The organism is Marinomonas balearica (assembly GCF_004362145.1).
Taxonomy (GTDB): Bacteria; Pseudomonadota; Gammaproteobacteria; order Pseudomonadales; family Marinomonadaceae; genus Marinomonas; species Marinomonas balearica.
This window is the reverse complement of record NZ_SNXC01000010.1, coordinates 18,441-36,632: the sequence shown is the minus strand read 5'-3', so window position 1 is coordinate 36,632 and position 18,192 is coordinate 18,441. Positions and strand designations below refer to the sequence as shown.

Here is an 18,192-nt window from a genome sequence, read left to right as displayed (position 1 = left end):
GCGGCTTTTCGCTACTTTTGTCTTACATATGAAACATTAACATTATGCTAAAGTAACAAGTTAATAAAAAACTTAAGCAAGGCAGTTTAAGAATGACAGCTTTTTGGATTGTTCTAGCAGTTCTTTACATTCTGGGGCTTTTTTGGATCGCGCTTTGGGGAGACAAAGAAGGCCCGATTGCCAAAAAGCTCACTCGCCACCCTGCTGTTTATAGCCTTTCTCTTGCAATTTACTGCACTGCCTGGACATTTTATGGAGCAATAGGTGAGGCGACACGTTCAGGCTGGTCTTATTTGCCCATTTTGTTAGGACCCATTCTACTTTACCTTTTCGCCTTTCCTTTTATTAGGAAAATGATCTATGTAAGCCACAAACAAAATATAACATCCATTGCCGATTTCATCTCATCCCGATACGGTAAGCGACCATTAACGGCGCCATTGGTTATTTTGATTGCGGTACTCTCCATTATTCCCTATATCGCATTGCAACTTAAAGCCATTGGTTCGAATTTCGCTCTGTTTGTACGTCAGGATGACAGTTCGTCTACTTTGGTCGTCTTTATTGCCACCTTAATGGTTGGCGTCTTTGCCATGCTATTTGGCACAAGAAAGGTCGAAGTAAGAGAATATCGATCGGGGATGATGTTGGCTATTGCGGCAGAATCTCTATTTAAGCTTATTGCAATTCTAGCCGTTGGGCTTGTTGCAATATACAGTGCGCATCATGCAGAGTTTGACGATGTATATTTAAACTTTAATTTTAGTGCTTGGCATTCTGACCAGTGGTTAACTTTTCCGTTCATAATGCAAACGCTCATGGCTGCAGCCGCCATTATATGTTTGCCGCGACAATTTCACGTTTCTGTGGTCGATCACGAAAGCAACAAACAGTCCTCGATGGCGCGATGGCTTTTCCCACTCTATTTGCTTTTATTCGCAATCATCATTCCTCCTATTGCGCTGGCGGGCCAAAGTCTATTTGGCCCCCAAGTAAACGCAGATACCTATGTTATTCAATTTGCGCTGAACTCCGATAATATTTTGCTTCAAATGCTTATATTCTTGGGCGGCATGTCTGCTACAACAGCCATGATTATTATTGCAACGTTCGCACTGAGCATCATGATTTCGAATGATGTTATTCTCCCCTTGATGCTCGCGAGCGGCAGCTCACATCAAATGCGCCCGATAGATCGGCGACGCATTCTCGTTATTCGCCGTTTCGTTATGGTTGGCATCTTAGGACTTTCATTCCTGTTTTATAAAGGGCACGCAAACAATGAATCTTTAACAGGGACAGGGCTATTGGCCTTTTCTCTCGTATTCCAATTAGTACCTTCAGTTGTTGGCGGTCTGTATTGGAAAAAAGGACACGCATATGGCGTTTACGCTGGCCTTATTGTCGGCTTTCTATGTTGGGTGTTATGGATGCTGCTTCCAGTATCAAGTGAGTTAGATTCTTCACTGATTAAACATCGCACCCAATCAGAGCAAATTAGTTGGGGAGCGTTAATCAGTTTATTAGCCAATACAGCGGCTTATATTATTGGCTCATTACTCGCCACTGAACGCCTGGCTGATCGAATACAAGCAACAGCGTTTGTTACACCAAGATCTAAAATGGAGCACCGCTTTTTCAAACCAAAAAGTAAGGCTGTGAACGCGGACTTATTTGTGCTGCTTGAAACGTTTCTTGGGAAAGGGAAAACGGAAGAAGTTCTAAAAATGTACGAAACAAACTATACAGAAGCTCTCCCATTACATTCTACACCAAGCCGGATTTTCATCGATTATTGTGAACGTGTTCTAGGAGGTGTTTTAGGAGGATCATCAGCCAGAACATTGATCAACTCTCTTCTTGTTGATAAGCAAATTAACGTCGAAGAAATGGTGACTTATCTCGACGAAACCACTCAGGCAATTCAATTTAGTCAGAATTTATTGTTTACGGCTTTGGACAGCCTCGACCACGGCATTAGCGTCGTCGATAAAAATCAACGAATGGTTGCTTGGAACAAAACCTATCAATCCATATATGAATACCCTGACGGCCTTCTCAAAATAGGTTTACCAGTTGAAGATCTCATCCGCCGAAATGCTCAAAATGGAGAGTGTGGTGTAGGCGAAATCGAGATTCAAGTTAATAAGCGTTTAAAGCATTTAAAACAAGGCACAGCGCATCGTTTTCTACGGCGCCGCGCCAATGGCCGTGTTATAGAAATGGTTGGCAATCCGCTTCCTGACGGTGGCTTCGTGACTTCTTTTACAGATGTCACGGTGCATATAGAAAGTCAACAAGCACTTGAAGAAGCAAATATAGATTTAACAAAGCACATTGAAGATCGGACACAGCAAGTTCAAAGCATCAACAAAGAACTGCATCAAGAGAACCAACGTCGCTCTAAAGCCGAAGCAGAACTAAGAAAAGCGAAAGCAGAAGCAGAGCAGGCTAACATATCCAAAACGGAATTTTTGGCACTGGCGAGTCACGATATTCTTCAACCCTTGAATGCTGCGAAACTCTACATGAGCGCCCTTCAGTCGTTTTCGCTACCCGCTGACGCAGATAAAGTGTCTCAGCAACTTTCAAATGCGCTTGAATCAACCGAAACACTCATTGCAACACTATTAGAAATTGCAAGATTTGATCAGGGCGCCGTCAAACCGAACCTTGATACCTTCTGTCTTCTTGATATTTTAACTCCTATAATTTCTGAGTTCGACGTAATCGCCAAAGACAAAAAAATACAACTCAAACATCGAATACAGAATGCCAATGTATGTACAGACCCTGTCTACCTTCGACGAATAGTGCAGAATTTGGTGTCCAATGCCATAAAATACACGCCAAATGGAAAAGTCCTTATTAGTGCCCGCATCCGAAAAGATCATGTCAGTATTCAGGTTTGGGATACGGGTTTGGGTATTCCTAAATCACAGCAAGATAAAATATTTAATGACTTCTATCGTTGGGACAACAACAACGAAAGCGGAATTGGATTGGGGCTAGGTTTAGTCAAGCGTATGCAACAGATGTTAGGCCTCACCATTGAAGTAAGATCCATTCCCCACCGCGGAAGTTGCTTTACTGTCCATGTACCAACAGCTGCGATGACTGATAGACAGCTTTTATCCAGCAGCCAGTTGAATTCGAGCATCCCGTCTCTACTCGAAAACTGTCGCATTTGGTGTATCGATGACGATGAAAAGAACCTCGAAGCGATGAACACCTTGCTCAGTCGATGGAATTGCTCATGCTTTTGTTTTAGTTCATCGGATTCTGCACTGAATACGTCGAATACAAAAGCACCTGAGCTGCTTCTTGTTGACTATCAGTTAGGCGAACACACAAATGGATTAGACGTCATTCAACAACTAAGAGAGACGTGGTCGATAGACCTTCCTGCGGTACTCATAACAGCAGTTCGATCTTCTGAAATAGAGAAAAAATGCGATCTAGAGGGAGTGATCTACATGGCAAAACCCGCCAAGCCGGCTAAATTACGCTCACTAATTCATCAGATCTATTCGCGTAAAAAAGCGAGTTAATGAACTTTATAAAAGACATTAACTCGCTTTTATCTCATAGAGATCTCAGATTAGATTTGATAGAACATAATTAAAATTAGCTCAGCCCACAGCCCGACAAAATAATAGAGCAGACAGTGTCACCGACTTTTTCAATGTCTTCTTCGCTGTAACACTCTTTACCGGAAAGTGCGCAAATTTGAGCTTCAAAATCCGCATAGTGCTGTGTGGTCGCCCAAATCATGAAGATTAAACTTTCTGCATCGAGAGATTTCATCTTACCTGCTTGCATCCAGCTTTCAAGAAGCGTTACGCGAGATTGCAACCAAGGACGTAATTCTTCTTTTAAATACTCGCCAATATGATTAGCCCCTTGAATCACTTCCATTGCGAAAATTTTAGAAGAACGACTGTTTTCAAAACTTTGCTTTAACTTAGTCCGAATAAACGAATCCAACACATCGGCTGGATTATCATCTACTGTTGCTTTATCAAATACATCATTCCAGTTCGAGATAGTTTGATTCAGCACCTGTCGATAAAGATTTTCTTTTGATTGAAAATAATACACGACATTAGGCTTAGGTATCCCGGCACGCTCTGCTATATGCTGCAAACTGGCTCCGTTAAATCCCTTTAAACCAAATTCGATTTCTGCTGCATCCAAAATACGAGTGTAAATTTCCTCACGGTTGGCCTGCCTTTTACTTATCAATTCTCTTCTTCCTCTAAATCCTATGGAACGAATTCAGTTACAACGTAACATGTTGACTCGCACTCATGCTTAATCTTCCAGTAGCACCTTCAACTCTGAAGCACTCGTAAGCTTTCCTTCATCTTCAATATTTGGAAAAACCGCAAGCGTAATATTATCCTGCTCCAAACTTGGTAACCAGGTCGTTCTAAACTCTTCTAGCGACACCGCGATGGGCTCGCAATCGTCCCATTCATCAACCGCCCACTGCGCGGCAAATTCGGCATCAGGCCAAACCATGACACAATCGCCGTCGTCGGTTTCTACCATTACATAGCCTTCTTCATTACTAAGGCTCCATACTTCTTTGCTGTCTTTTACCGCTGTAACAAAGTAGGTAAGACGCTCTTCATCCGGAGCAACAAGTAATGCGACACGTTGGTCAGTAGACAGATCTTTTGTCATCACAGAATTTCCTATTAGAATTGATTAATTTCTTCTTCGGTCAACATACGATACTGACCCTCTTCCAAACCATCGAGATTGACATCTGAAATCGACTCGCGGTGCAACTTTTCAACTTTATTTCCAACGGAAGCAAGCATGCGTTTTACTTGATGATACTTCCCTTCTTTGATGCTAAGCAGAATTTCTTTATCAGACAGCTTAACGACTTTAGCGGGAGAAGTTGGGTGTTCTTCGCCGTTTAACATAACACCACTTTCTAACGCACGGCATTCGCTTTCTTCAATAACGTCTGCACATTCAACTCGATAGGTTTTAAAACAATCGTGTTTAGGTGAAGTTATCCGGTGAAGCCATTGCCCGTCTGTCGTCAAAAATATAAGCCCTGTTGTGTCTTTATCTAATCGTCCCACAATCTTAAGATTTTTACGTTCTTCTGGATCAATCAAATCAATAACAACAGGGGATTCGGAATCTTCCAAGGCGCTGACGTAATTTGCCGGTTTGTATAAGGCAAAGTATTTCTCTTTACGCCACTGAATCGTTTCTCCATGTGATTCAACATTACACTCTTCTGTAACAGGAGTGTTTGGTTTTGTGACCACTTCCCCATTAACACGAATTTTACCTTTCGCAATAAAACGTTTGGCATCTTTGCGCGACCAACTCGTGGTATGCGCTAGAAAATAATCTAATCTCAAGTAGCTTCTCTCTGTTAAAACGTTGTCTAAATAGTATTTCTAAGTTTGGGAAGAGGCCATCGGCCATCTAGGTGTGTACAGCGATCACAGGCGTTAACATACGACTTACACCAAAAGGTCATTCGTTGGCTCAATCTCTTTATAAAAAATGCTGCTGTCTTGTAAGGAACCGCTGGCATTTCTTGTATAGTTTGGAATTTGACCAACTTCTAGCCAACCCATTTTTTTATATAGATTAAAAGCGGGCTCATCACTTCGGGTATCAAGAACTAACAACTGTTTTTGGTAGGATGCGGCCACTTTTTCAACCGCCATCATCAGTTTTGTGCCAATGCCTTGTCCACGAAAATCTGAATGCACCATTAGCTTTTCAATATCAGCGCGATGAATCGAATTTGCTTTCGGCGAGAAGTTTAACAATACAGCACCAACGACTCGATCATTCAGCCTAGCAAGCGCTATCTGGCAAGCATTCTGTTGCAGATCATCATTGACAGAAAGCCAATAGGCTTTCGCTTCATCTTCACTCAATGGCGAGAGAAAACCGATGGAGGAACTCGAATCGACGCCGTCGATCAGCAAAACGACTAGATCATCAAGGTATGGAGACAGGTTATCAACTTTTATAAGTTCCAAACGAACTTTCCTATTTAGATAATAATCTGCTTATGATAACCGAGCGAGGAACGTTAGTGAATGAATAAGCGCGTTTTCACGAGCGGAAGATACAAAGAAGCGAATTGAGTGTAATTTCGAATCCGCTTGGTGTTGTTTAGTACGCCTTGGTACAACCATAGCGCACAAAATAGAGCGAGACTACACGCCAGGGTTATAGCGCCCAGGCTTATGGTTAACCGCCAGAATAATATTAAGAGAAATTGCCCCCATAATAGAAACGATCACCAATTCCCAATCAACAATAAATATAGACGCAATAACAATACAGGTGTCGACTACCATTTGAAATTTACCAATCGACCAACCGTGCTTATCTGCCATGTATTTTGCAAGTATATTGATGCCGCCCAGACTCGCATTGTGTCTGAAGAGCATCAAAAATCCAGCCCCAATTAAAAAGCCACCCACAAACGCTGCATACACCGAATTAATGCTCTCCAATGTCACAAAATGAGAAGTCCATTCAGAAAACACAGACACCATAAAAACAGAGAGGAAGGTTTTAAGAGTAAACTCTAAGCCCAAAGTGCGGTATGCCAAATAATAGAAAGGTAAATTGATCACAAAAAAGGCTTGTCCAAACGTAAAAGACGTAGCGTATTGTGTCAAAAACGCCAATCCAGCCGTTCCTCCAGTGAGCAAGCCCGCTTGGGTAAATAAGTTAATACCCAACGCAATAATCACGCTTCCCACAAACAATGCCTGAGCATCTTCAAAATAGGTATGGCTTGTGCGCTTTGCAATAGTTGCAGTGTCTGCCGATGCCATTGTTAATCACCCTGTAGAAATATCAAAAATTAATGTACTGGGAATTTTAATAAAGGATATCAACGGGAGCTATGTCTTAGGCACAATCGGTTTTCTGGAAAAACCATCAACTGTCTAATTTTTTGTACACCTAAAGCAACCGTTCTTTAACAATGGCGATAACGACTAAACCACCACACTTTTCCTAACACTCTACGAGGAGAAACCCACCCAATTCGCTCGGATGTTAGACTAGACACATTCGTTCCCTCTAGCCAAAGCTGTCCATCCGGTGCCACTTTGGCTACACGCTTAACAATGAAACCATACACCTCGTGGTCCACAGCAACAATGTGACCTACTTGAACGTGACGAAACAACCTAGACGTAAGAACAAAGCTCCCATCTGAAATATCGGGAGACATACTGCCTCCCTCCACTCGAAACAGCCTGAACATCGGCTATGAACCTTTTAGATCCGGAAAAACGCTCTCAAGAGCAGGCGGGTACGGGACCGTTGCCCGATAAGTCGGCACCTCTTTAGTTTGCCAAAACATTTCGGCAAATAAGTTAACTTTCTCGACCAAATCCACTCCTTCAGATTGTTGGATCGACTGCTTACATTTTGATGCTTGCATCATAATACTGTGAACAAGTTCAGACGCATCGGGGAATTTAGCAAATTGAGGTGCCTTAAAATAATCCCCCCAAATGATGCGAACTTCTTCTTTTACGGCGCGGCAAGCCACCTCCTTTTCACTGACTAAACGCGCGAGTTGGGCATAGTCTTGTAATGATGGCGCTTCTTTTTTATCGATTTCGGCGATCAAATCCATCATACGAACACAAGTCATGGCGGCAACAATGGCAGCATTTGGATCATAAATTTTACAAGGAATATCGCAATGCGCCTTAACTCGGTCAAAAGGTTTCAACTTATCAACCATATTCAAAATTGAATGCATCATGGCTATTTCCCCTTATTTTGCTTATGAGTGTCGATTAATTTCGCTACGAATACGCCTGCAACAAACAAAACTATCAAAATAGACAAGTAGAATATTCCATGAATAATACTGCTACTCCAGTGTTGATGATCATGCCCAGGATGAGCAAACACAGCCGTAGAAATAAACCATGTAAACACTAAAAACCACTTTGTACTTCTAAACATTCTAGAATCTCCTAATGAATGACTTGTGTTGACACACTGCTAATTGAAATTTTTTCAACATTTTTCTTGGAAAGCTGCATCGAAAGCTCGTTACGATGACTTTGGCTAAATAGATCCCACTCAAAGCGGACATGGTTTAGCGTTCGATGGATTAAATCGGTTTGCTCGCGATTAATAGAAGGTCGTATAACAATGGTATTTAGGAAGTTAAGAGCACTTTCATAATGGCCATTTGCGGTAAGAAGATCGCCCATTGCGGCGTAAGATTCAGCAAGATTTAAATAACTCACAATGTTTGCGGCCACGGCAGATTCTGCATCGACATCGAATCGCTGATCAAACTCTTGCTGAGCCGTCAGCAACGCACTCAAATTTAAATCGACGGATTCAAGATAAGCTTGATTTGAGAAGGCGATATTGGCTTTTCTTGTCAATTTTTCCCAATGCTGCATAGCGACTCTCCAATAATATGTATTGAGAATCATTATTATCTAGTTTTTTAAATAAATCCAGAAAAATAAGAATAAATCTCATTTAGATTTATTCCACTAGTAGATCAGCATAAACCATTCTATGATCGGAGCTGGTCATACAATCGTTTAAAAGTGACACCTGACGTTTATCGGGCCAAACTACTTCCTGCTTAATCAATGACAGAGACGCAGAAGGTAGAACATAATCAACACATAACTTCCAAGAAGCCGTGTGAAATGCCTCATGAGTAAGTCGACCACTCCATCCAGAACGTCTAGGACGCTCGCTTGAGCCTATTTTAGGATGGTTTAATAAGCTACGAATGGCACCTTTGTGAGAATCACCTTCAGACGGGCTTGCATTCAAATCGCCAAGTAGGACAAAGTGAGAATCAGTTAGTCCACCAGCATTGCCTAAATCGTCGACAATCGAAGAAGAACCATCCAAATAGTAACGCCAAAAATTAATTTCATCTTGATTACGACAGAAGTTGCGACGCTCTGCCCCATCAAAAACAGGAGGAGTTGGGTGAGAGCATAGGAAGCGAACACTCACTCCTTCAACATTGACACAAACGTCCCAATGAGATTTTGAAGAAAGCGGGAACAGCGCAAGTTCTTCATTCGAATAGTAATTGCTTCCGTCAGACATTTTTGGCAGGTGAGCGTCAGGAAAATCTTTCCAAAGAAAGTTTTTAAAAGTACGAGAGCGATGAAAATCGATGGGGTAGCGGGACAATAACATCATCCCATACTGCCCAGGATAGGCTCCAAAACCCCAAGCATCCGACGCTGCGCCACCTATAATTCCATCTCGATCTAAATCGAAGCCAGATGCAACGCCTGTATTTACAGCTTCAAAATACACGTAACGAAAGGCACTTTTTTCGGTACCTGACAGCAAGGCTGCAAGTTTTTCTTTAAGCGAACTATTAGGCGAATAATCGACTTCGTTTAAAAGAAGCACATCGGGAGCGTAGGATTCTACGATCCGTTGCACTGCGGCAATTTGCTCGTCCCCTCCTCGATCTAACGCTGATTCTAACTCTCCGGAAAATGATCGACTAAAGGCCACATTAAAAGTAGCAACCCTCAAGGCTACCACTCAATTCCCTCTTGCGCTTTAACTCCTGACGCGAAGGCATGGCGTTCATTCGCAATTTTACTGTGCGTATCGACCGAATCTAGCAATGCTCGGGGCGCAGTTCGTCCCGTCATCATAACATTTTGATGCTCTGGTCGATTTTCGAGGGCACTCAATAGATCTTCGACTTGTAGGTAGCCATATTTGTACATATAAGTCACTTCATCAAGAAGTACAAAATCCACTTCTGGGTCTGCCAACAGTTCTTTTGCTAACGCCCAAGCACTTTCAGCCGCTTCCTGTTCTAATTCTGGATTGCGCGTTTCCCATGTAAAACCATGTCCCATCACGTGAAAGGCGACATCTGGCAACTTTCCAAAGAACTTCTGCTCTCCCGTTTCTGTTCTTCCTTTAATGAATTGAACAACCGCACACTTTTGGCCATGTCCTAACGCCCGGGCCATGGTTCCAAATGCGCTTGAGCTTTTCCCTTTACCATTACCCGTCAATAAAATGCTTACACCGCGTTCCTGCGTCGCTTTTGCTATACGCTCATCCACTACGGCTTTTTTCTTTAATAACTTAGCTTCCTGAATTGCATTTTTCTCGTCGTTAGTTTTACTCTGCGTCATGTTTACTTCTCTTTTTGTATAGTAGCCAGCTCGGGTAATATAAACCTTTGTGTATTGCGAATAGCCTCAGTATAAAGATCAATGCGGCACCGTAAACAGAATTAAATTCATGGAAAGGTATGTTTTTTTCCAGAGCAACCACCAGCAAGGCACCCAAAAATGCAGGTGTTGCGTAAAATTCTTTCCCCAATACAAGTGGAGGCCTGTGACTTAATAAATCTCGGATCATTCCTCCAGCTACACCCGTAATAACTCCCATCACAATTGCAATGATAGAAGAAAAGCCATAATTCAAGACTTTCTCTGCAGCAACGACCGTAAACAATGCCAGACCAAAAGAGTCCGCATACTCGAAAAGTTGTTGTCTATTTTCAATGACCCGAACAGCTGAAAAAGCAAATACAGACGAGAGAAATGCCACCCATACATAGGAAACATCATCAACCCAATACACAGCATCCACTGATAAAATCACATCGCGAATCGTCCCTCCTCCTAACGAGGTCACCATTCCCAATAACACAACACTGAACAAATCCATGTCTCGCTTTCCTGACGAGATCACTCCCGTTATGGCAAATGCGGCGATCCCGAACATGCCAAGCCAATATAACAGCATTACAACCTCTTAAAACCGCAATGATTTTTAATGTATAAAACGATCTCTAACTACTAATGTTTTATAGGTGACGACGGTCGCTTTTATTCAACCCAGTCTCCAGCACCCAATCGATCTAGAGATATGTATCGATTTGCCGACTCTCCATGAATCGATAACTCAGTAATACTCGAATACCCAATATTAATTCTGTGGCACTCACTAATTGGCCATTCACAGAGCACACTAACAATGACTTTAATCACACCAGAGTGCGCAAACAACACAACGTCATTTTCTCCCGCTTTACTAAGTATTTTTTGAACTTTTGGCATAATCCGTAGCCTGAGATCTTCAAGTGACTCTCCGTTATACGGCGCCGAAAATTGCAGATCTTTTCCCCACGCTTCGATTTCATCTTGCGAGATGCTAGACCAGTTTTGCCCTTCCCAATCGCCGAAATCTAACTCAACCAGTTCGTCGATTGGTTCTGAATGAGAGTAAACATTTAAGGCCAACTTTGCCGCTCGTGACAATGGGCTATGAAAGGACTGAATATTGTTAATTTTGCGATTTTTTAGCCACTTACGAACACAAGCTGCATCTTCTTGCCATGTCGATACAATCGGAACATCAAGTTTGCCATAACAAAACCCACTTTCTACGTCGGGCTTTGGGTGACGTATTAAAAATAATTTCATCGTTGATTCAATAACGCCTTTAATTTTCTCGCTCTGGGGGCATGGTAACGTTGAAGCTCATTTGACTTAAATAAAAGTATCTAAGCAGTAAACCCTAACAACGAAAACAGTACGAGGATTTCAGCAACTTGCTCTGTGGCTCCTAACGTATCGCCGTTAAACCCTTGAATTCTCTTTGATAGATATAGTCGGGCAACTATAAAAAACAGCCCAAGCGTGATGAGTGAAAAAAGTAATGGAAGCAAGCCTAAAAATAGGAAGCACACAACTAAAGAACTCAAAGATATAAACCAATCTCGCAATGAAAGCTCAGCTATCATGGAGGCAGATTTACTTTGGTTAGAAGAGACATAGGAAAGGCTGCTCATTATTAGTAAAGGTAAAACGCGTGCCAATACATGAACCGATACCCAACCTCCTAATATTGAAGCGACGCCACCTTCCCACTCATTTACACTAATCCACTGGTTTAGCAACCACCACTTTATCGCGACTGAAAAAACAATCACAATTGCGGCGTAACTGCCAATTCGAGAATCTTTCATAATCGAAAGGCGTTGCTCTGAGCTCCATCCGCCTACAAGCCCATCAGCAGAATCCATCAAGCCGTCTTCATGAAATGCTCCGGTTATTAAAACCGCAGAAAGCATCATCATCAGAGCTTGAAATTCATCACTCCAACTAAAAAAAAGCAGTGGCCAAGCACTTAGAAAAGCAACAAATGCGCCGACCCAAGGTAAAAAGCATACGGGATGAGCGATACCGTTTTGCTCTTCCCAATCCACCTTTACAGGCACGCGAGTGTAGGTTGATATGCTTCGTAGAATACCCGTTAGATACGGGCGCAGTTTATTGACCATCACTTACTCCTGCATCGGCAAAACTTGCCATACGCGCGATAAACACCGTTGCACTTTTTATTATAGGATAGGCTAAAATTGCACCGGAGCCTTCACCAAGACGCAAATCCAATGAGAGAACAGGTCGAGCGTTAAGATACGTCAGTACCGTTTGATGGGCCGTTTCGTTAGATTGATGTGCAAATATTGCATACTCAGAGATATTACTTTGAACCTTCCAAGCATATGCATAGGCTGCGGTGCATATGAACCCGTCAACAACAAAAGCGACACCTCGCTTAGCAGACTGCAACATCGCGCCCGCCATGGCAATGATCTCAAATCCACCACATTGTTCACCTACATCCTGAATGCTCCAGTCCTTCAACGATCTCCCCAGTGTTGATTCTGCGCGCTTCAATGATGACTGAATGACGTTTGCCTTGTGAGAAATACCATCCGCATTAAGCCCCGTGCCCGGCCCTGCAGTTTCTGCTCCTGACATTCCTGTCAACGCACTGATCATGCAAGATGCAACACACGTATTACCAATCCCCATTTCCCCAAACATAAGAAGCTCAACACCAGAGTCAACCGCGACATTTGCTTGATCAATGCCTACCTCCATTGCTTGCTCTAATTGCTGGTTCGTCATTGCAGCACGCAGCATGAAATCTTCTGATCCATAGGCGACTTTGGCGTTTATCAATAAAGGATGAGGCGGAATGTCTGCTTTAACGCCAACATCAACCACTTTTAACGGGACACCATGTTGCTCACAAAAAACACTGACGGCTGCCCCACCCGCAAGAAAATTCGCCACCATTTGAGGTGTCACTTCTTGAGGAAAGGCGCTGATTCCTTGATCGACCACACCATGATCAGCAGCAAACACGATCATTTGGGAGTTTGAAACCGATGGGGTTACCGTTCGCTGAATTCTAGACAACTGAGAGGCTATATTTTCAAGCACACCCAATGAACCTGGAGGTTTGGTTTTGGTGTCAATTTTCTGTTGAATATCGGGATCTAAACAAGAACTTACAGGGGGAAAAGAAAATTGATCAAATACAGACATGATATCTCTCACTGAACATCAAATTTAAGCGAGTTTAAACATAAAGAAAAGGAAGCGTGAAAGTCGCCTCCTTTTTAGTAACCGTTCTACTCGATGAATTATGCTTTATTTGTACGTTGGCGCACGGCTTCATACAAACAAACGCCGGTCGCTACCGACACATTTAGGCTCGACACCACACCCGCCATTGGCAGTTTTACGAGATAATCGCACTGTTCACGCGTAAGGCGGCGCATGCCATCGCCTTCCGCACCCATCACGATGGCTGTCGGAATCGTCAGATCATGATCGTACAACATATCCGTTGCTTCACCTGCCGTACCAAAGATCCAGACACCTTGATCTTGCAATTTTTTCATGGTTCTCGCTAAATTCGTAACTGCGAAAACAGGCATACTCTCAGCCGCTCCGCAGGCAACTTTACTAACTGTTGCATTTAACGGCGCCGATTTATCTTTTGGCATAACGACAGCATGCGCACCCGCGGCATCAGCGCTTCGTAAACAAGCACCTAAATTATGAGGATCCGTTATGCTGTCCAAAATAATAATAAGCGGTGTCTCTTCTAAAGACCCAATGTGCTTGTGCAGATCGGCTTCATCTTTTGCTTTCGTCATTGTTGCCTGAGCAACCACACCCTGATGAACAACGCGGTCTTTACTTGTCACAAACAACTGATCCAACACTTTACGAGGTACGACTTGAAAGCGCACTCCGCTTTTCTTACACAACTGCATAAGTCGCTGTGTTTTTTTATCTTCTCGCCCTTCTTGAAAACGAACTTCTTTCACTCTTTCTGGTTGTTGAGTGAGCGCGTTTTCTACTGCGTGAATGCCATATACCCATTCTAAATTCGACATATTGCCTATCTTTACTCTTAATGCTTAATCAATTTGCGCCATCTATTTATAGACGGCGCGTTCTACTAATCTACGGAGCGGCGCTTTGCGTTACTCTTTTTAGACTTACGAGGCTTTTTCTTTTTGACGTCGGATGATCCTTTTTTCGGCGCCGTTTTTTCAGCCTTGGCTTTTTTTATCGTATTGCCTTTGTTGGGTTCCGCATGGCTATGGGCTTTTTCAGCTTTTTTCGCCTTACTTTTTGGTTTACCTTTATTCAAACTGACTTTTTTTCGAGGGCTTTTTTTCTTCCCTTTTTTGCCTTCAGCTTGTTTTTCAGCATCTCTTTTAGAAGAACTCCAGCTGTTTTTCTCACTTCTATTGCCCGGTTTCTTTGTCGCTTCTTCGCCAAGGCTTTCAGGGCCGTCAGATTCCGCTTTTGCTCTACTTGGTTTTCGTCCACCTAATTCCATTGGGGGAAGTTGAGCTAACTGCATTTCCAACTCAGAAGATTCACTTTTTTCAGTGCGTTTCTTGGGCTTAGAAGAACGGTTTTGAACAAGGCCTAAATCAATTTTTCGTTGATCCAAGTTGACGCTTGTTACACTGACTTTTACTTTGTCTCCAAGCTTATAGGATTTACCGGTACGTTCACCGATTATTGCTTGGTGCTCCGGATCGTGGATAAAGTAGTCATTACCTAACCCAGATATATGAATCAAGCCTTCAACAAAGAGTCCACCCAATTCGACAAATAGACCAAACGGTGTCACGGCGGCAACAATACCATCAAACTCTTCGCCAAGGTGCTGCTCAACATACTGACATTTTAACCAAGCTTCGACGTCTCGAGTCGCTTCATCTGCTCGCCTTTCTGTTGTCGAACACGAATCGCCTAAACCATCCATATCCGCATGATCGTAACCGTAAATTTTATTTGCCTTTAGTTTGTCCGCTCCCGGTACTTTGTAGACTTGGCGTACTTTAGGAGCTCCCTCACCCCGAATTAGATATCGAATCGCTCGGTGGACAAGCAAATCTGGGTAACGGCGAATAGGCGATGTAAAATGCGTGTAGGCTTCATAATGCAACCCAAAATGCCCTAAGTTATCCGCTTGATATACCGCCTGTGACATTGAGCGAAGCATCATAACCTGAATACTTCTTGAGTCCGCACGTTCGCGAACAATGTCACCGAGTTTTGCATAATCCGTCGGCGTCGGTTTAAGCCCGCCTTCTAACTCCAAACCGAGTACTGACAAATATGTGCGTAGAGCCAGCAGCTTCTCTTCTTTAGGACCTTCATGTACACGGAACAATGCAGGTAAATCTGCTTTTAACAGCAGTTCAGCGGCCGCGACGTTGGCACACAACATACATTCTTCGATTAGCTTATGTGCATCATTTCGTTCGATCGGGACAATTTCGTCAATTTTAGAATTTTCGTCGAACACCATACGTGTTTCGACTGTATCAAAGTCCATCGCACCTCGAACTTCACGCGCTTCTCGCAGTACTTTATACAAACCATGAAGATCATCAATGTGAGAGATAATTGACGAATATCGATCACGGAGTTCCATGCCTTGATCATCAAGATCCGCATCGATCATTTTTGCGACTTTAGAATAAGTCAATCGTGCATGGGAACGAATAAGGCCTTCGTAAAATTTGAAACCACGCATTTTTCCGCGAGAGGTCAAGGAGATCTCAGCGACCATGGCTAAACGATCAACGTCAGGATTCAACGAGCACAAGCCGTTTGACAATGCCTCGGGCAGCATAGGAACAACTCGCCCAGGGAAGTAGACTGAATTACCTCGTACGATGGCTTCTTCGTCAAGCGCGGTGCCTTTTTTGACATAATGCGAAACATCCGCAATCGCAACGAATAACTTCCATCCACCGGGCGTTTTTTCACAGTAAACAGCGTCATCAAAATCACGAGCATCTTCACCATCGATCGTTACAAATGGCGTTTCACGCAAATCTACACGATTGACTTTATCTTCTTCTGCAACTTCTGTTGCAATGTGCTTTGCTTGGTTCTCAACGGCTTTTGGCCAATCACTTGGAATGTCGTATCGGTGTATTGCAACATCGATCTCCATACCGGGAGCCATGAAGTCTCCCAAAACTTTTTTCACCAACCCTTTAGCGGCTGAGTTTCGCCCACCGTATTCTAAAAACTCCACCAAAACATACTGGCCATGCTTGGGTGTTAAGCCCGAGAATTGTTCGATCAGAATATCCTGTGTAATCCTTGGGTTTTCGGGTGTAACAAATGCAGTAGCGCTTTCTTCATAATAGCGGCCAACAATTTGAGCGTGTTTGCGTTCTTTAACTTCAACAACAACACCGTCCAAACGCCCTTTCACAGTTCGCCCAGAAAGGCGACCCACAACGATGTCACCGTCCATTACTGACTGCATTTGTCGCGCAGAAAGGAAAATATCGTCGTCATTCTCTCTTATTAAAAAACCATGGCCTTCTTTTGTACCTTGAACACGCCCTTCAATAAGATCTGAAGATTCAATCAGGCTGTATTCATTGTCAACGTTGCTTTGCAGTTGATGATCACGACTCATTGCAATTAAACGGCGGCGTAACGCTTCAATTCCATCATCACTCGTCAAATTAAAATCATGACATAAACTAGGATGGGTCGCTGGATGTCCCAATTTAGCAATATGTTCGAGAATGAACTCTCTACTGGGGATAGGGTTGTCGTATTTAGACGCCTCACGATCCGAGAAAGGATCATTCACTTTATTATTACTCAAATTATTATTGTCCTTCTAGGAGACTCTTTTCTTGGAAAAGAAAACGGCTCAAACGCACAAAAAAGAGCACAGGCCGTTAACTTATTTATGGGGAGTAGTATAGTGTATTCACTTCTAATAAGCTTCACGCAACCCCCTTTACTCTTCATATTTAAACACGCGGTTGTTAAAACTGCGTGTAATTCCACAACATGACGTACTGTTTATCTGTATTTTTTCATTTGTGGTCAACAAACCTAGCCATACTAAAAATTAGTTTGGTCCGTTTTATGACATAAAACGGACCAATATTAAGAACTCATCTAAAAAGCTGATAGGTTTGTGCTCAATCTTGATTAGCGATGTCTTGATAATTGCATCGCAGCCATGATTTTGGTGGAAATTTCTTCCACAGATAAATGCGTGGTATTTAAAAACGAAATGCGTTCTTGACGGTAAATCGCCTCGACTTCATCAATCTCATAACGACACTGTCGATGTGATGCGTATTTTGAAGCAGCCATGCGACCCGAACGAATTTCGTGCAAACGCTGAGGGTTGATAGTAAGACCGTAGAGTTTGGTTTTATGAGGACGTAATATTTTGGGCAAACCAACGGATTTAAAGTCATCTTCATTCAATGGATAGTTCGCAGCCTTAACACCATACTGCATTGCCATATACAAACTGGTCGGGGTTTTTCCTGAACGAGATACACCGAGTAATATGACATCGGCTTCTTCAAAATTTTTAATAGATACCCCGTCATCATTGGCTAACGCATAGTTAATTGCATCTATACGCGTATCATAAACGCCTGCTTTCATTCCGTGCGCTTTCTGTGCCGTCGGTCGCGCCGGAACACCCAAGGCCTTCTCAATTGGGGAAAGTAAATCCCCAAATAAATTATAACAATGTGTATCACAACGCTGAACAACCTCGCTTATTTCAGGATCAGAAATAGTGTAGAAAACTAACGCAGCCTTACCTTCTTCAACCTCTTCATTCACCTGATGAACGAATCCATTCGCTTGGTCAATCGTTGCTAAAAAAGGCACACTCTCGGCCTCTATATCCACATCAAAGAACGACAACATCGCTGACCCGAACACCTCAGCAGTGATCGCTGTACCATCTGAAACAAAATACACTTTCATCCGTTTATTACCCTTTTTGTTGTTATGTAACGACATTAAA

The 18,192-nt window shown here is 42.8% G+C and carries 19 protein-coding genes; 1 reads left to right on the top strand and 18 read right to left on the bottom strand.

The genetic code is table 11. The annotated features are described in order from the left end of the window. The first annotated feature begins 92 nt into the window (after positions 1-92). Positions 93-3,551, top strand: a complete 3,459-nt coding sequence (locus tag DFP79_RS05360) for a hybrid sensor histidine kinase/response regulator (RefSeq protein WP_133502910.1) — start codon at positions 93-95, stop codon at positions 3,549-3,551. Between the two features lie 76 nt (positions 3,552-3,627). Here DFP79_RS05360 and DFP79_RS05355 read toward each other — a convergent pair whose 3' ends face one another. The 18 genes from DFP79_RS05355 to DFP79_RS05270 all read right to left on the bottom strand — a co-directional run bounded on the left by DFP79_RS05355 (position 3,628) and on the right by DFP79_RS05270 (position 18,188). Next, positions 3,628-4,245, bottom strand: a complete 618-nt coding sequence (locus tag DFP79_RS05355; RefSeq protein WP_243730209.1) for a TetR/AcrR family transcriptional regulator — start codon at positions 4,243-4,245, stop codon at positions 3,628-3,630. Between the two features lie 69 nt (positions 4,246-4,314). Further along, on the bottom strand, positions 4,315-4,689 hold the full coding sequence (locus DFP79_RS05350) for a DUF2750 domain-containing protein (RefSeq protein WP_133502909.1): 375 nt from the start codon (positions 4,687-4,689) through the stop codon (positions 4,315-4,317). A 14-nt stretch (positions 4,690-4,703) separates the two neighbouring features. Beyond that, entirely contained in the window at positions 4,704-5,390 is a 687-nt protein-coding gene (locus DFP79_RS05345; protein ID WP_133502908.1) for a pseudouridine synthase, read from the bottom strand. Between the two features lie 105 nt (positions 5,391-5,495). Continuing rightward, on the bottom strand, positions 5,496-6,026 hold the full coding sequence (locus DFP79_RS05340; RefSeq protein WP_133502907.1) for a GNAT family N-acetyltransferase: 531 nt from the start codon (positions 6,024-6,026) through the stop codon (positions 5,496-5,498). A 180-nt stretch (positions 6,027-6,206) separates the two neighbouring features. Next, positions 6,207-6,836 carry a YitT family protein gene (locus DFP79_RS05335; RefSeq protein WP_133502906.1) on the bottom strand — a complete coding sequence of 210 codons (630 nt, stop codon included), beginning with the start codon at positions 6,834-6,836 and terminating at the stop codon, positions 6,207-6,209. 146 nt (positions 6,837-6,982) lie between these two features. Next, positions 6,983-7,273 (bottom strand): S24/S26 family peptidase, encoded by a 291-nt coding sequence (locus tag DFP79_RS05330; protein ID WP_133502905.1) that lies wholly within the window; start codon positions 7,271-7,273, stop codon positions 6,983-6,985. Positions 7,274-7,276: 3 nt separating this feature from the next. Next, on the bottom strand, positions 7,277-7,783 hold the full coding sequence (sodN, locus tag DFP79_RS05325; RefSeq protein ID WP_133502904.1) for a superoxide dismutase, Ni: 507 nt from the start codon (positions 7,781-7,783) through the stop codon (positions 7,277-7,279). Positions 7,784-7,785: 2 nt separating this feature from the next. Next, positions 7,786-7,989, bottom strand: a complete 204-nt coding sequence (locus DFP79_RS05320; RefSeq protein WP_133502903.1) for a hypothetical protein — start codon at positions 7,987-7,989, stop codon at positions 7,786-7,788. 11 nt (positions 7,990-8,000) lie between these two features. Next, positions 8,001-8,441 (bottom strand): tetratricopeptide repeat protein, encoded by a 441-nt coding sequence (locus DFP79_RS05315; protein WP_133502902.1) that lies wholly within the window; start codon positions 8,439-8,441, stop codon positions 8,001-8,003. A gap of 88 nt (positions 8,442-8,529) precedes the next feature. After that, entirely contained in the window at positions 8,530-9,567 is a 1,038-nt protein-coding gene (locus DFP79_RS05310; protein WP_133502901.1) for an endonuclease/exonuclease/phosphatase family protein, read from the bottom strand. Further along, entirely contained in the window at positions 9,561-10,178 is a 618-nt protein-coding gene (cobO, locus tag DFP79_RS05305; RefSeq protein WP_133502900.1) for a cob(I)yrinic acid a,c-diamide adenosyltransferase, read from the bottom strand. The genes DFP79_RS05310 and cobO overlap by 7 nt, the downstream gene beginning before the upstream one ends. Then, positions 10,165-10,797 (bottom strand): trimeric intracellular cation channel family protein, encoded by a 633-nt coding sequence (locus DFP79_RS05300; protein WP_133502899.1) that lies wholly within the window; start codon positions 10,795-10,797, stop codon positions 10,165-10,167. Before DFP79_RS05300 ends, cobO begins: the two co-directional genes overlap by 14 nt. A gap of 83 nt (positions 10,798-10,880) precedes the next feature. Then, positions 10,881-11,477 (bottom strand): histidine phosphatase family protein, encoded by a 597-nt coding sequence (locus DFP79_RS05295; RefSeq protein WP_133502898.1) that lies wholly within the window; start codon positions 11,475-11,477, stop codon positions 10,881-10,883. An 80-nt stretch (positions 11,478-11,557) separates the two neighbouring features. Further along, positions 11,558-12,337 carry an adenosylcobinamide-GDP ribazoletransferase gene (locus DFP79_RS05290; protein WP_133502897.1) on the bottom strand — a complete coding sequence of 260 codons (780 nt, stop codon included), beginning with the start codon at positions 12,335-12,337 and terminating at the stop codon, positions 11,558-11,560. Beyond that, a complete protein-coding gene (gene cobT / locus DFP79_RS05285) occupies positions 12,327-13,394 on the bottom strand; it encodes a nicotinate-nucleotide--dimethylbenzimidazole phosphoribosyltransferase (protein ID WP_133502896.1) in 1,068 nt (355 codons plus the stop codon). The genes DFP79_RS05290 and cobT overlap by 11 nt, the downstream gene beginning before the upstream one ends. 98 nt (positions 13,395-13,492) lie before the next feature. Next, positions 13,493-14,254 (bottom strand): 23S rRNA (guanosine(2251)-2'-O)-methyltransferase RlmB, encoded by a 762-nt coding sequence (gene rlmB, locus DFP79_RS05280; RefSeq protein ID WP_133502895.1) that lies wholly within the window; start codon positions 14,252-14,254, stop codon positions 13,493-13,495. 65 nt (positions 14,255-14,319) lie between these two features. After that, on the bottom strand, positions 14,320-17,016 hold the full coding sequence (gene rnr, locus DFP79_RS05275) for a ribonuclease R (RefSeq protein WP_133502894.1): 2,697 nt from the start codon (positions 17,014-17,016) through the stop codon (positions 14,320-14,322). A gap of 335 nt (positions 17,017-17,351) precedes the next feature. Further along, positions 17,352-18,188 (bottom strand): pyruvate, water dikinase regulatory protein, encoded by an 837-nt coding sequence (locus DFP79_RS05270; protein ID WP_243730207.1) that lies wholly within the window; start codon positions 18,186-18,188, stop codon positions 17,352-17,354. Between the last annotated feature and the right edge of the window lie 4 nt (positions 18,189-18,192).

Coding starts and splice junctions, on each gene's coding strand:
- DFP79_RS05360 (WP_133502910.1), top strand. CDS start 93: ATGACAGCTTTTTGGATTGTTCTAGCAGTTCTTTACATTCTGGGGCTT.
- DFP79_RS05350 (WP_133502909.1), bottom strand. CDS start 4,689: ATGACAAAAGATCTGTCTACTGACCAACGTGTCGCATTACTTGTTGCT.
- DFP79_RS05335 (WP_133502906.1), bottom strand. CDS start 6,836: ATGGCATCGGCAGACACTGCAACTATTGCAAAGCGCACAAGCCATACC.
- DFP79_RS05330 (WP_133502905.1), bottom strand. CDS start 7,273: ATGTTCAGGCTGTTTCGAGTGGAGGGAGGCAGTATGTCTCCCGATATT.
- sodN (WP_133502904.1), bottom strand. CDS start 7,783: ATGATGCATTCAATTTTGAATATGGTTGATAAGTTGAAACCTTTTGAC.
- DFP79_RS05320 (WP_133502903.1), bottom strand. CDS start 7,989: ATGTTTAGAAGTACAAAGTGGTTTTTAGTGTTTACATGGTTTATTTCT.
- DFP79_RS05315 (WP_133502902.1), bottom strand. CDS start 8,441: ATGCAGCATTGGGAAAAATTGACAAGAAAAGCCAATATCGCCTTCTCA.
- cobO (WP_133502900.1), bottom strand. CDS start 10,178: ATGACGCAGAGTAAAACTAACGACGAGAAAAATGCAATTCAGGAAGCT.
- DFP79_RS05300 (WP_133502899.1), bottom strand. CDS start 10,797: ATGCTGTTATATTGGCTTGGCATGTTCGGGATCGCCGCATTTGCCATA.
- DFP79_RS05295 (WP_133502898.1), bottom strand. CDS start 11,477: ATGAAATTATTTTTAATACGTCACCCAAAGCCCGACGTAGAAAGTGGG.
- DFP79_RS05290 (WP_133502897.1), bottom strand. CDS start 12,337: ATGGTCAATAAACTGCGCCCGTATCTAACGGGTATTCTACGAAGCATA.
- cobT (WP_133502896.1), bottom strand. CDS start 13,394: ATGTCTGTATTTGATCAATTTTCTTTTCCCCCTGTAAGTTCTTGTTTA.
- rlmB (WP_133502895.1), bottom strand. CDS start 14,254: ATGTCGAATTTAGAATGGGTATATGGCATTCACGCAGTAGAAAACGCG.
- DFP79_RS05270 (WP_243730207.1), bottom strand. CDS start 18,188: ATGTCGTTACATAACAACAAAAAGGGTAATAAACGGATGAAAGTGTAT.